A 13,563-nucleotide genomic window follows, 5' to 3' on the forward strand; every position below is an offset into this window, starting at 1 on the left:
GATACTGCAGGCATGGGATCCGCGGGACTACTAGAACGGTGGTGCTGTGTCGGCTTCCTCGTCGCTCGGTTCTGGAGTCGGGTGGGTCGGGCTAGGCGATGACGCCGGATCGTCTGGGTTGGGTGGGGATGTGTGGCCGGCGGTTTTTACGCTGTGGTGGTATTCGCAGAGGCATTGGAGGTTGTTGACGGTGGTCCAGCCGCCGAGTGGATTGGTGTGGTCGAACGGGATCACGTGGTCGATTTGGCAGCGTGCCGCGGGTCGGTGGCAGCCGGGGAAGCGGCAGTGGCGGTCATACGTACCGGCCCGGTCTCGATGCCGTACGTGAATCGAAGGTCCACGCGGGATATTGCCCTGTTGCCTGTGGGAGTGAGTCGCATGGGGGAACGACGACCAATCCGTTCGCGGCTGCCAATGCTCTCATCGAATGTGACTGCGTGACCTCCGCATCCGCGCCGTCGATGAATCCCAAGAGAACCCGAGGTGTGCTCGACGCCGAGGTCACGTCGCCGCGGACCCGCACAGTTCTCACCGTTCGCTCTGCCGCCGGATCCTGCAGGGCGGATGCCACGACCGGCCGGACGAACAGTTCGTACGAGATCAGCGCACTCACCGGATTCCCGGGCAGGCAGATGATCGGAATTTCATCGAATCGTCCGCAGCCCTGCGGTTTTCCCGGCCTGACCGCAACCGAGGCAAAGGTGACGTCGTGATCCGCCAGCGCAAGCCGGACGACTTCCTCGGTTCCTGCGCTGATTCCACCGGTCGTGACGATGACGTCGGCTACCGCAGCGCAGCGAGCAAGTGCCTCTCTACATGCTTGCACGTCGTCGGATACCGCCGATTCGAGGTGCACATCGGCACCACACCGCAGCAGATCGGCCGCGATCATCGGAGAGTTGGCGTCGAAACACTCACCGAGCGTCGGAGTTTCTCCAGCACAGCGGATTTCGGATCCGGTGGACAACACAGCCACGGTCAATGTCGAACCGATCCTGACATGCGTTCGTCCGAGTGCCGCAAGCAGTCCGACCTGAGCGGGAGTCAGCACCGTACCGGCCCTGATGGCCACGTCACCGGCATCGAAATCCGAAGCAAGACGGCGGATGTTGCTCTTGGAACCACTCGAACAGATGGTCACCGTATCGGAACCGAACGACGTCACGAATCCGCTGGTCTGTTCGACAGGCACCACCAGATCGGCCCCTCGCGGAAGTACTGCACCTGTCATGATTTGTACGCACCCACCCGGTGCCACGCTCAGCTCGGTACTCGACCGTCCGGCGACGCTACGCGCCGAGACGGTCAGTGTGGCCGGCAGTCGTCGGGAACCGATCACATCGGTACGGCGCACAGCGAACCCGTCGACTGCAGAATTGTCGAACGCCGGCAGAACGCGCTCGGCAACGACATCCTCGGCGAGAACTGCGCCGACCGCCGATCCGATGGGTACCGCCCGCACTCGGGCTGACAGTCCGAGATCTACTATGGCACAACGGTGTTCGTCGACCGAACGGGTAGTCGAGTTTACGGTCCGCCTCATCCGCCGATGTAGGACATCTCGATCCGCTCGCCGGCCGGGGTGTCCCCCGATCCCGCTCGCAGTTCGGAGTATCGATCGTCACGGCTGTTCCAGAGCGCCGACAACCGCGCCACGAGAGCATCCTGCGATGCCCCCGAACGCAGCAGCGCGCGCAGATCGGTTCCCGCTGAAGCGAACAGGCACGTGTACACCTGCCCGTCCGCCGACAGCCTGGCCCGAGTACAGCTGCCGCAGAACGGTTTCGACACCGAGCCGATCACCCCGATTTCTCCGCTCCCGTCGCGATACCGATAGCGCGTCGCGACCTCGCCGTCGTACATCGACTCGATCCGCTCGAGCGGATGGGCTGCCCCGATGATGTCGACAATGGAGTCGACGTCCGTCACCTGCGCCATTTCCCACCGGTTCGTCGCCCCTACATCCATGTACTCGATGAACCGCACGACGATACCGGTCCCTCGGAACCGTTCGGCCAGGTCGAGAATCGAATCACCGTTCACGTCCCGTCGCACCACCACATTCACCTTGACGGGTGACATCCCGCCGCACACTGCCGCGTCGATACCGTCGAGCACGGCCCGGACGGGTACGCGCGTGTCGCTCATCCGCGCGAACGTCGTCGAGTCGATCGAATCCAGGCTGACGGTGACCCGCTTCAGACCGGCCGCGTACAACGATGCGGCCTGGGCTGCGAGCAACGACCCGTTCGTGGTCATCGCAAGATCGACGCCGTCGATGGCGCTCAATCGTTCGATCAGCGTGGCGATTCCGGCCCGCAGCAACGGTTCACCGCCCGTCAGACGGATCTTTCGGATGCCGATCGTCGCCGCGGCCCGCGCCACTCTGTCGATCTCGTCGAAGGACAGCAGCCTGCCGGTGTCGAGGAATCGGTGATCGGGACCGAACTCGGCTCGAGGCATGCAGTAGACACAGCGGAAGTTGCACCGGTCGGTGACCGAGATACGGAGATCCCGAAGTGCCCGCCCCCGAGCGTCCACCGTCCCCGAATCGAGGTCGGTCGGATGGCTGCGCACTGCTCGAACGGGATCACCCACGGAGTAGTCCTTTCACTCGGTCGAACACCAGAATCGCGGACGGCAGTGCCTCACACTTGACCGCGCGCGCCCGGTAGTTGACGTGCAGCGACCAGCGCACGACCCTGCCTCACGACTTTCCGGCAAAGTTACGAACAGTGAATCAACCGGAAACATTGCGGGTTAATCTCGAAGAAAGCTCCTGCATCGCCGTGAGCGTCTACGACAAGGGGTCCCCATGCTGTCTCGATCCGGATTCTCCATTCCGACTCGAACGACCAGCCGCGGCGACTGGTCCGACATGTTGAACGAGCACTTCGTCGCCCTGGACGTGGCCGACGTGGCGGACAGTCGATTCACGGGAGCCGTCCGATCGATGTCTCTGGCGCACCTGCAGGTGTCGACTGTCCGATCGACGACTCAACGCATCGCGCGAACCGACTCGCTCATCGAGAAGGACCGAATCGAATACGTTCAGATCGGGATGATCCGTCGAGGCCGCGCGATCGTGGTGCAGGACGGACGCGAATGCGTGCTCTCCCGCGGCGACTTCGCCATCTACGACACGTCTCGTCCCTTCGACTGGATCATCGACGGTCACCCCGACGACGATCAATGGGAGCTCGAAGTCTTCACCTGGCCCCGTCACATGCTTCGACTCGACGAGCGTGAATCCAGCGACCTGACGGCCATGGCATTCGACGGCTCGGCCGGCTTCAGCGGCCTCCTCGGCCGATTTCTGCACGACCTGGGGTCGACCCGGTCGACACTGGGTACCGCAGGCGCACAGGCCATCGCAGACGAGGTCGGCGATCTGGTCAGCGTCATCGCAAGGAACACCACCACCAGCCCGGCGCTGGATTCCCCCGGCACCGCCCTGGTTCGGACGGCGCAACGCTATATCGAGGAACACCTCGCAGACCCAGATCTGTCGCCCAGCACGGTCGCGTCGGCCATGCTCGTCTCCACCCGCCAACTGCACCGTCTGTTCGCGGCCAGTGGCACTACGGTGGCGCGCAGCATTCGGGTCAAACGGCTCGAGCGCTGCCGACGCGAGATCATCGCCAGCGTCGCGGTGAACCGCTCGCTCGGCCAGATCAGTCGGCGATGGGGTTTCGCGGACTCCGCGGTGTTCAGCCGCGCCTTTCGCGAGCAGTACGGGATGAGCCCGCGTCAGTACCGCGCGGCCGCGTGCGCGCAGTCCGACGACCCGCGAGCGGTCACTCGCCCGATGTGGCCGAGCGACCGTGAGCAGCCCGAGGTCGGCACTGCTCACGGTCCTCGTCGGTGAAACTGAGCTCCTACGGGTCTCTCGTCAGTGGAGCGAGTCACTCGAGTGGCCGGGCACGATCGCTGCCGAACCGTCGACCAGCGGGGCGATGTGATTCACCGCTGTCGCGGCCTCGGCGAACCCGACTGCGATCAACTTGACCTTGTCTTCGTGTCCGGCGACGTCGCCCGCCGCGAAGACTCGCCTTCGGCTGGTGCGCATCGTCCGTCCGACGGCGATATCGCGCTGGTACTTGTCCAGTCCCCACGTGGCGATGGGGCCGAGTGCGGCCTTGAACCCCAGTGCGGCAACAACACTCGATACCTCGAGCTGTCGACGGTCGACTCCGGTGCCGTCGACGATCGTCACCGATTCGACGGAGTCCACGCCCAGGATTTCCTCCACCTCGAACGGCGTGAGGACATCGACACCGGACCGCTCCAGCAAACCGAGGCTGTGAGCGTGGGCCCGAAAGTCGTTGCGCCGGTGCACCAGTACCACCGATTTCGCGATCGGCTCCAGGCTCAACGCCCAGTCGACTGCCGAGTCTCCGCCGCCGACGATCATCACCCGTTCGCCGGCGAGATCATCGAGTTTGGGCACGAAATACCGCAGGCCACGGTCGTGGAACTCGGCTCCGGCCGGCAATGGCCTCGGCGTGAACTTACCGATACCTGCGGCCACGAGAACGGCCTTGCCGACGACGGTCTCGCCCTTGTCCGTCGTGACCCGCACGAAGTTCTCGGATTCCTCGAGTTCGGTCGCCACGTGTCCCATCAGGTACGTCGGCTTCGCCTGATCCGCCTGTTCGACCAATGCGTCGACCAGATGTTGCGCCTTGATCGCCGGAAACCCGGCGACGTCGAATATCTTCTTCTCGGGGTACAGGGCCGCCAATTGCCCGCCCGGATGGGGCAGAGCGTCGATCACGGTGACCGTCATGCCCCTGAAACCCGCGTAGTACGCACCGTACAGTCCGGCAGGTCCGGCACCGACGATGATCAGATCACTCTCGGAAACCGTTGCGGCACTCACTTCTTCGCCACTTCGTCGATCGAGGGATGGTCGTGCCCAACCGGGCCGAGATCTTCCGCACCACCGGAAGCACCTGCGTCCTCACAGAATTCGACGGCGATGTCGACGAATTGCTTCTGTTCCTCCGGGATCTTGTGCTCCCAGAAGATGGCGTCGTTGGGACAGGCGGGCATGCACTTGCCGCAGTCGACGCACTCGTCGGGATTGATGTACATCATCCGAGCGCCCTCGTAGATGCAATCGACGGGGCACTCCTCGGTGCATGCCTTGTCGAGCAGGTCGATGCACGCTTCGGTCACGACGTAGGCCATATCGAAATCCTCTTGTTCGTAGTAGGAGAAAGGGTTGTCAGGCGCCGAGCGCCGCGACCTCGACGAGGGTGTCGGAGAACGTCGGAGCGTTCCCGAGGTCGGCGAACACCGTCGGATTGAGCGAGGCCGGAGTCGACAGCGACAGCATGTTCTTGCGCCATGCACCCATCGCACAAACGGTGACACCCTGCATGACCGACTTGTCGAGTTTGGCAACGACGGTGAATTCGCCGCGATCGTTGAAGACTCGCACCACATCACCCGAAGCGATTCTCCGCCGTTCGCCGTCGACAGGGTTGATCAGCAACGTCGGCTCCTTCTGCACTTTGCGGTGCATGTCGAGATTCCCGAAGCTCGAATTCAGGTACGCGTGTGACTTGGGCGTGAGCAGATTGAGTGGATACTTCTCTGCCAGTAAGGGATTGGTCCTCGACGACTCGCGCGGCGGGATGTAGTGCGGAAGCGGATCCACCGGTTGTCCCGGCTGGTGGTCGTTCGATCCCTGCCGGAAGAGCGGCAGCACGAAGTTGCCGCCCGCCGCCGCCGAGGACAGAAACTCCGTTTTGCCGGACGGCGTCCGGAAATTGCCCTCTGCGTGCGGTGCGTACTCGTCGGGACCGGGAAGGTTGAGTCGCTGCCACCCGAGCTTCTTCAATGAATCGACCGTGATGCCCTCCATTGCCGGGGCATTCCAGTCGTAGGAGAGGGCGAGGAGTTCCTCATCGGTTCGTGAGAACACCGGTTCGGTGAAGCCCATCGCGGCGGCCAATCGGCGAAACAGCTCGGTATTGGGGACGGCCTCACCGAGGGGCTCGATCGACCGGTTGTTGTACGTGACGAACAGGTGTCCCCAGGAGAAGTTGATGTCGTCCTGTTCCAGCTGTGTCGTGGCGGGCAGAATGATATCGGCGTAATCCGCTGTGTCGGTAATGAAGTGGTCACTGACGACGGTGAACAGATCCTCCCGGCTGAGCCCGTCGATCATGCGCTTCTGATCGGGACACACCACCACCGGATTCGAGTTGTACACCATCAGTCCTTTGAGGGGCGTGTCCAGATTCAACCCGCCGGTCAGCGCCTCACCCAGCTGATACAGATTGATCACGCGTGTACCCGGAGTCTGCAGATCCGTCTGCAGAAACTCGGGCCAGTTCACCGGAAACGCCCACAGCGGCAGCTGCAGGATGCCGCCGCCGGGCTTACGCCAGGCCCCCACCAACGACGGTAGACAGGAGATGGCTCGGACGCTCTGCCCGCCACCTGCACTGCGCTCGATGGCGACGCCGATCCGAATGACGGAGGGCTGACTCTGTGCGTATTCCCTTGCCAGCGTGTAGATGTCTTCGACGGGAATGCCCGTCTCTTCGGACGCCCATTGCGGGGTGTACTGCTGCACCCGCTCGGCCAATTCGTCGAAACCGATGGTGAAGCGTTCGATGTAGTCCGCGTCGGTCAATCCCTCGTCGATGATCACGTGCATCATCGCCAGGGCGAGAGCGCCGTCGGTGCCCGGACGAATGGGGATGTACCAGCTCGCGGCCTTGGCGGTTCTGGTCTTGATCGGATCGATCACCACCACCTTGGCCCCGCGTTTCTTCGCCTCGGCTATGTACGGCCACAGGTGCAGGTTGGTGCTCATGGTGTTCGCCGCCCAGATCAGAATGAACTTGGAGTGGACGAAACTCTCGGGGTCGACGCCTGCCGTGTCGCCCACCGTCATCGCGTAGGCCGTGCACGAGCCGGCATCGCAGTAGGTGCGCTCGGCAACCGTCGCCCCGAGTCGGTTGAAGAATGCATCCCCGACGTTGAGACCCTGCGTAATGCCCTGGGTGCCGAGGTAATTGCACGGCATGATCGCCTCGGGGCCGAATTCCTCGGCGATGGAGGTGAATTTCTCTGCGATGGTGGCCACGGCCTCGTCCCACGAGATCCGCTCGAACTCTCCCGAGCCCTTGGGCCCGGACCGCTTGAGCGGGTACAGCACTCGGTCCGGGCTGTAGACCTTGTCGAGATAGTTGTCCACCTTCACGCAGAGGCCGCCGTTGGTGTACGGGTTGGTCTTGCTCCCGCTGACGCTCGTCGCCACCCCGTCCTCGACGGTCACCACCATCGAGCACGAATCCGGACAGTCCTGCGCACACGCTCCGAGAACGGTGAGTTCCGTCGGGCGGTCGGCCGGGGCGTCGTGTGAGCGCGTATCTTCCTGAACAGTCGTCATGGGTGCTCCTCGGCGTGGATATCACTGGTATGTGTTATCCGTAGCCTGCACCGCGAGGACGCTCCCGACAGGACGCCGAGCGCCGTCTACTTTGCACTCTGTGCCCGAAGGCTCATCGCTCAGATCAATCCCTGTTTACTCGCGGCATAGACGGCCTCGGCACGGCGGGACACCGCGAGTTTGCGCATGATGTTGCTGACGTGAAACTTCACCGTCGTCGCCGAGATGAACAGACGTGTTCCGATCATGTTGTTGGACAGACCCGTTGCCAGTAGCCGGAGCACTTCGAGCTCCCGCTCGGTCAGCCGCTCGATGCTGCTCGGTGTGCCGTTGAGAGAACGAACGACGGCCGACGCGCTCCGGGAATCGAACGCACTCTCACCGCGCGACACCGCGCGGATCGCGCGAACCAACTCGGTGGTGTCGACGTCCTTGACCACATATCCCCGGGCACCGGCATGCACGGCCTCCACCACCAGACGATCGTCGAGGAACGTCGTCAGGACGAGCAGACCGATTCCGTTGTGTGCCTTGGACAACTGCGCACACAGGGCGAGACCCTCGTAATCGGAGCTGGCAGAGAGCTTGAGGTCCATCAGCACGATGTCGGGTGTGACCCGAGCGACGACGGCCAACCCCTCCTCTCGGGTCGACGCCTCCCCCACGATCGTCAGATCCGATTCACGCTCGAGTACCGAACGCAGCCCGTCGCGCAGGATCGCGTGGTCGTCGACCAGGACGATCCGAACCCTGGGCGGCGCCGCCTGAGGCGAGCCGTCTCGTATCGCTGTGACGCTCATGCTGTGCCCTTCGTGGAATTCGGGTCGAGCGGTATACGCACTGCCACTCGCACGCCCCCGGTGCGGGCACGGCGGATCTCGAAGACCCCGCCGTGTTCGCGGGCGCGCGCCGCCATGTTCGCCAACCCGCGGTGGCGGCCGTCGACGTCGGTGGACTCGGCCATGTGCAGCATCATGCGCAAGTGCGCCGGATCGCCGTCACCGTCATCAGCAATCGACAGCTGTACCTGATCGAGCGAATAACTCAAGCGAAGAATGGCCCGGGATGCATGACCGTGCACTGCAGTGTTGAACAACGCCTCTCCGGCGATGCGGAGCAAAGCATGCTCGCATTCGCTGCTCAACTCGACGGGAGTTCCCTCCACCCGCAGCGAGACCTGCAACTCGTCGGGCATGTGGACCACCGAAAGCTGTTCGAGCATTTCGGGAAGCGACGTTCGGTCGGCGTCCTGAGGGTGATTGAGCGCATAGATCGCCGACCGCAGCTGATCCACTGCCCGACGCGTCAGATCCTTGGCCAGATCCAGCCTGTCACTGCGCTCGTCGGCCGAGATGTCGCTGCGACATACCTCGATCTGCATACCGGCCGACAACACGGCCTGGGTCACGCTGTCGTGCAGTTCGCGCGCGATGCGATGGCGTTCGTCGTCGAGCACCTGATGCCGATGTGCGGCACCCAATTGTCTTTGTGTCAGCAGGAGTTCGGCATTGCGGGCGGCGAGGTCGGCCGCTGTTCGATTCGCCTCGGCGTAGGCATTCTCGGTGCGCTCGAGGAGTTGTCTTCGGCTCTGGAACAGAGCCGAATTCTGCAGGGCCACCGCGGTTTGGCTGGCCAGGATGCTGAGCACCGCGGCGTCGGTGGCGTCCAGCACACGTTGCTCACCGGTCCATGCGGCAAAAGCGCCCACGACACCCCCGTCGTATGCGATCGGCACGAAAGCGTGATGGGCGGAGATCACCGGGGTCAGCCCGTCGCCGCACGTCGACTGTCGGATCGATTCGAGGCAGTCGACGACGTCTTCCGGCAACGGCGGCCCTTCGACGTTGTCGACCAGAAACGGTGTGGCGTCGGGTCCGAGTACCAATCGGCGAGGACCGGCGTCGGGGAACGCCCCGTCGGCGAGAGCGAACACGACCCAACGCGCACTCAGATGGGCTCGTGCCGCCTCGGCCACAGCGCACACCAGCGTTTCCGGACCGTCGACCGTGCGCACCAGCGCTCGCGAAATCAGTTCCAGCGCATAGACAACGCGTTCCAAACGTTCTGCCGCGCCGCGATACTGGGGGTAGAACGTGTTCTTGCCCGAACGCAGTCCCGTCAGCAACGAGAGGTCGGGTCCGGTTGTCACAGTGCGGTCCTGAACAGATCGACCATCTCGCGGTGCGTGGCCGAGCGCGGGTTGGTGGACATGCACGCATCGCGTAATGCGTTGGTGGCCAACACATCGAGATCGGACTCGCTGACGCCGATCTCGGCCAGGCCGGCGGGAACACCGACCTGACGAGCGAGGCGGTCCACTCGATCGGCCACGGCCATGGCGGCCTCCTCCGGCCTGGCCCTGCCCTCGGGCAGCCCGAGACTCGTCGCGATGGCCACGTACGGCAACGGATCCTCGGCAGCGTTGAAACGAATGACGTGTGGCAGCAGCACACCGTTGATCACCCCGTGCGGGAGATCGAGCAGCCCGCCCACCTGGTGGCTCATCGCGTGCGTTGCACCGAGTATCGCGTTCGTGAATGCCAGGCCGGCCTCCAGACTCGCCTGCGCCATCGACCCTCGTGCAACCATGTCGGTCGGCTCATCGATGGTGCGAGCCAACTGTGACATCACCATGGTGATGGCTCGGAGCGCATGATGGTCGGTGAGCTGGTTGTGGCCCAACGACACGAACGCCTCTATCCCGTGCGTCAGAGCATCCAAACCGGTTGCGGCGTTGAGCCATTCGGGCATAGTGGTGAGCAACATCGGATCGATCACCGTGATGTCCGGTACCAGGGCTCGGCCGAGAATGGTGATCTTCGTCGAGCGCGCGGTATCGGTGACGATGCAGAACTGCGAGACGTCGGCTCCGGTGCCGGATGTCGTGGGCACCATCACCAGAGGCGGGATCGGCCGGGTGGCCCGATCCACCCCCTCGTAGTCGAGGATTCGACCGCCGTTGCCGGCGAGGACGGCAATCCCTTTCGCCGCATCCATCACCGACCCTCCCCCGATCGCCACCAACACGTCGCAGCCGAAGTCCGCGTAGTAACCGTGGCCGGCCTCGATCTCGACGTCCTTGGGATTGGGCGTCAGTGCGCTCCAGACCTGGGGCTCGAGCCCCTGCGCAAGAAGGAGGTCGACGAGCTGCCCGGCCCAGCCACTCTCGATCAAGCCGGCGTCCGTGACGAGCATCGGCCGTACCCCACCGAGACGACGCGTCGCATGCGCGACCTCTCCGAGCGAATCCGGACCGAACACGATCTCGGGCGCATGGAACTTGAGGACACGTGGCGTCTCGGCTCGGCTGCGCCGAGTATCGAGATCGTGCAGCGCCTTGCCGACGTTCGCAGTAGCTGCCTGGTCCACCGTTCACACCCTCGCTGTCCTTCGATCCGAACACGACCCGGACCTGTGATTCAGGTTACAACCTTACGAGCGCAGACGGTCCGTTCCCACCAGCACCGGGCCAGGTTCCTACCTACCCGATCGGGCAGGTACGCGGTGTGACGGGTCGGGTCAGGACAGCGCATGCCCCAGATCGGCGGCCTGCGCCGCCAACTGTTGCCCGTCTCGTGCCACCACCACTCGATCGCAGAATGGCTCGTACTCCTCCATCGAGCACGCGGCCTGCGCCCAGTAACGACGAGCTTCGGGAGTGATCCAGGCGATGCGGTGCACCTTGGACCGAATCTTCTCCAACGCATCGAGTCCGGGCGGCCGTCCGTTGCACCGACCGTCCCCCACGATGATCACGGCAGTGCGCTTGTTCAACACGTCTCCGTGCGAGTCCAGCAGGTCCGCGAAGGTTCTGCCGTAATCGCTGCTCGCTTCGAGGTCCAATCGCGCATCTGCGAGTACTGCAGCCAGAGCACCGTCGCCCGTACTCCCGAGCAAGGTGGTCGTCACGTCCACCGGAGAATCGACGAAGCCCATCACAGTGCAGCGGTGCGCACGCGAGTGCATCGCCTGGGCAAGTCTGAGCGTGAATGCGGTGATCGGGCGAACGGACAACGAGACGTCCGCCAGCACCAACAATCGAACCTTGTCCGGAACCGGTGTCCTGGTGACCAACCGAAACGGAATGCCGTCCGTGCGCAGGCTCGACCGAACCGTGCGACGCATGTCCAGCGGGCCCCGAGAGTGTTCGCGAGGCCGAGGCCGAGGAGTCCCGCGCATGTGCCGCAACACTTCGTGACTTGCGCGTTCGATCTCGGCATGGCTGTCGATCCCCCGCCCTGCGCCGTCGACCGGCACCGGTGACGACATCGTCCCGGTCAACTCACCCAGAGCTGCGACGAAGGCTTCGACGGCATCGGTGATCCTGTCCAACATCGCCGCGCTCAGCGGCCCGGAATCTCCGCCATCGCCGTACACGCTACTGGGATCGTAGGCGTCGAACCATGCCAGGATGCTTGCCGGATCCTCCCAGTTCAGTTGCCCTGCAACCGCTCCGCTCGTGCTCGACGCCAACTCCCCTGCCGCCGTCGAACCGGAACGCTCCAGATCGACGGTGTAGGTCACGCCCCGTCGACCCATGTCGCCATCGGTATCGATGGACAGATCGTGATCCTCCGACGACAGACTGATGTCGTCGTCGTCCTTGTGTGGGTTGAAGCCCTTGTCGGCCTCGGGGGCGTCGAGCAGATCTCCGATCTCGACGGCACGCTCGTTGTATTCGGCGTACTTCGCCGCCTCCTGGTCGGCTCCCACGTCGAGATCGGTCGGGAGGCCACCCGCCACCTGCGCGCCTACCGGCGAAGTGTGGTCGTGGACAACAGTGTTCGAGCCGACTGCGAACAGCGAGTCGAACGCGAGATCGAATCCCTGCTGTTCGTGATCGTACTTCGCGCACGTGGCGCGTAACGCCGCGCGGAGAACCGTCAGGTCACGTGCCCCCAGGAGCCCGAGCACGCGTCGGACTTCGATGACCTCGGCCGGCGACGCCGCCACTCCGAACCGCCGCAGCGTCCGGCCGAACACTGCCGACAGCACGTCGAGTACCACCGACGGAGCGAACGGCTCGACCGCAGTCATCGTCGAATCCCGATGCCGCCCTTGTCCCGTCCACCATGACCCCGGAACGCCGTCGCGGTCGTGTTGACGACAGCTCCGAGAGATGTTGCTGCAGAGGCTGTCTCCGTCGCCGGGCCTGCCATCGCGATCTTCATGTCCGAGGAGTATTTGACCAGCGCGGCGAGCAGATACTTGCGGGTGTCCTCCGTGTGGCCGAGGACCGAAGCGATACGAGCCGCGTCGATGACCTCCGAGATCGATGGGCTCTTGCGCAGCGGCAGCGCCCGCAGTTCGGTTGCCAGCGCCACGATGTCGGCTGCGACCCGATCGGGTACCTCCGGAGCGCGGGCGGTGACGATCTCCCGTTCCCGTTCGGCAGAGGGGTAGTCGAGATGAAAGTGCAGGCAGCGGCGTTTGAGGGCGGAGGACAGCTCGCGAGTGTCGTTGGAGGTCAGAATGACCCACGGATCACTTCGTGCGGTGAAGGTGCCCACCTCGGGAATGGTCACCTGCTTCTCGGCGAGCACCTCGAGCAGCAGCGCCTCCATGGATTCCTCGGTCCGGTCGACCTCGTCGACGAGAAGAACCACCGGCTCCTCGGACAGGATCGATTCCAGCAGCGGACGCACCGACAGGAACGGCTCGGAATACAGGCCGAAGTCTTTGGCGGCGAGCATCTTCGAGGCGTCGTCGATGTCGGTGACGTGCTGCGTCAGCGCACCGATGTGTTCACGCAGCATCTGCACGTGCAGAAGCTGTTTGGCGTAATCCCACTCGTACAGGGCCCGGTTGTCGTCGAGGCCCTCGTAGCACTGCAGGCGCACCAGCTTGCGGCCGCTCGCCGCAGCAAGCGATTTGGCGAGCTCCGTCTTTCCCACACCCGCCGGCCCTTCGAGCAGCAGCGGGCGATCGAGCGCTGTCGCCAGATGCACCACGGTGGCGAGGTCGTCGTCGGCAATGTAGTCCTGCTCGGCGAGCGCCCTCCGCAGATCGGCAGCGTCGGTGAATCGAACGGTGTCGGTGTCGTCGCTACGCACTGTCGACAGCGAGGTCATGTGTTTCCCTTCGAAGAGCGGCTGCGCCGCATGTGAGCGGAACTTCGTAGCAGGGTACGAAGTTCCGCTCACATGGGTGGC

12 protein-coding genes are annotated in these 13,563 nt (G+C 64.0%); 1 reads left to right on the forward strand and 11 read right to left on the reverse strand.

The window, feature by feature from the left end:
- Positions 1 to 30: 30 nt before the first annotated feature.
- The 3 genes from J2X62_RS25405 to moaA are packed head-to-tail and all read right to left on the reverse strand — an operon-like array spanning position 31 to position 2,598.
- The gene (locus tag J2X62_RS25405) at positions 31 to 348 is read right to left on the reverse strand and encodes an HNH endonuclease signature motif containing protein (RefSeq protein ID WP_397517582.1); all 318 of its coding nucleotides are present in this window, start codon (positions 346 to 348) and stop codon (positions 31 to 33) included.
- On the reverse strand, positions 293 to 1,543 hold the full coding sequence (gene glp / locus J2X62_RS00925) for a gephyrin-like molybdotransferase Glp (protein ID WP_310176327.1): 1,251 nt from the start codon (positions 1,541 to 1,543) through the stop codon (positions 293 to 295). The genes J2X62_RS25405 and glp overlap by 56 nt, the downstream gene beginning before the upstream one ends.
- Positions 1,540 to 2,598, reverse strand: a complete 1,059-nt coding sequence (gene moaA, locus J2X62_RS00930) for a GTP 3',8-cyclase MoaA (RefSeq protein WP_310176328.1) — start codon at positions 2,596 to 2,598, stop codon at positions 1,540 to 1,542. The genes glp and moaA overlap by 4 nt, the downstream gene beginning before the upstream one ends.
- Positions 2,599 to 2,815: 217 nt before the next feature.
- Here moaA and J2X62_RS00935 point away from each other — a divergent pair, with 217 nt between their 5' ends.
- Entirely contained in the window at positions 2,816 to 3,868 is a 1,053-nt protein-coding gene (locus J2X62_RS00935) for a helix-turn-helix domain-containing protein (RefSeq protein WP_080732023.1), read from the forward strand.
- 24 nt (positions 3,869 to 3,892) lie between these two features.
- Here J2X62_RS00935 and J2X62_RS00940 read toward each other — a convergent pair whose 3' ends face one another.
- From J2X62_RS00940 to J2X62_RS00975, 8 genes are all read right to left on the reverse strand, one after another.
- Positions 3,893 to 4,882, reverse strand: coding sequence for an NAD(P)/FAD-dependent oxidoreductase (locus J2X62_RS00940; RefSeq protein ID WP_072692113.1), 990 nt, complete (start codon positions 4,880 to 4,882; stop codon positions 3,893 to 3,895).
- Positions 4,879 to 5,193 (reverse strand): ferredoxin, encoded by a 315-nt coding sequence (gene fdxA / locus J2X62_RS00945; protein ID WP_032373914.1) that lies wholly within the window; start codon positions 5,191 to 5,193, stop codon positions 4,879 to 4,881. Before fdxA ends, J2X62_RS00940 begins: the two co-directional genes overlap by 4 nt.
- Positions 5,194 to 5,230: 37 nt before the next feature.
- A complete protein-coding gene (locus J2X62_RS00950; RefSeq protein ID WP_310176333.1) occupies positions 5,231 to 7,411 on the reverse strand; it encodes a molybdopterin-dependent oxidoreductase in 2,181 nt (726 codons plus the stop codon).
- A 119-nt stretch (positions 7,412 to 7,530) separates the two neighbouring features.
- Positions 7,531 to 8,211, reverse strand: coding sequence for a MadR family response regulator transcription factor (locus J2X62_RS00955; RefSeq protein WP_057474217.1), 681 nt, complete (start codon positions 8,209 to 8,211; stop codon positions 7,531 to 7,533).
- Positions 8,208 to 9,560, reverse strand: coding sequence for a MadS family sensor histidine kinase (locus J2X62_RS00960; RefSeq protein WP_310176336.1), 1,353 nt, complete (start codon positions 9,558 to 9,560; stop codon positions 8,208 to 8,210). The genes J2X62_RS00955 and J2X62_RS00960 overlap by 4 nt, the downstream gene beginning before the upstream one ends.
- Positions 9,557 to 10,744 (reverse strand): iron-containing alcohol dehydrogenase, encoded by a 1,188-nt coding sequence (locus J2X62_RS00965; RefSeq protein WP_027496264.1) that lies wholly within the window; start codon positions 10,742 to 10,744, stop codon positions 9,557 to 9,559. The genes J2X62_RS00960 and J2X62_RS00965 overlap by 4 nt, the downstream gene beginning before the upstream one ends.
- A 186-nt stretch (positions 10,745 to 10,930) precedes the next feature.
- The gene (locus J2X62_RS00970) at positions 10,931 to 12,448 is read right to left on the reverse strand and encodes a MadC family VWA domain-containing protein (RefSeq protein ID WP_032371080.1); all 1,518 of its coding nucleotides are present in this window, start codon (positions 12,446 to 12,448) and stop codon (positions 10,931 to 10,933) included.
- Positions 12,445 to 13,482 (reverse strand): MadB family AAA-type ATPase, encoded by a 1,038-nt coding sequence (locus J2X62_RS00975; RefSeq protein ID WP_032365664.1) that lies wholly within the window; start codon positions 13,480 to 13,482, stop codon positions 12,445 to 12,447. Before J2X62_RS00975 ends, J2X62_RS00970 begins: the two co-directional genes overlap by 4 nt.
- Between the last annotated feature and the right edge of the window lie 81 nt (positions 13,483 to 13,563).

Source organism: Rhodococcus sp. 3258, assembly GCF_031456475.1.
Lineage (GTDB): Bacteria > Actinomycetota > Actinomycetes > Mycobacteriales > Mycobacteriaceae > Rhodococcoides > Rhodococcoides fascians.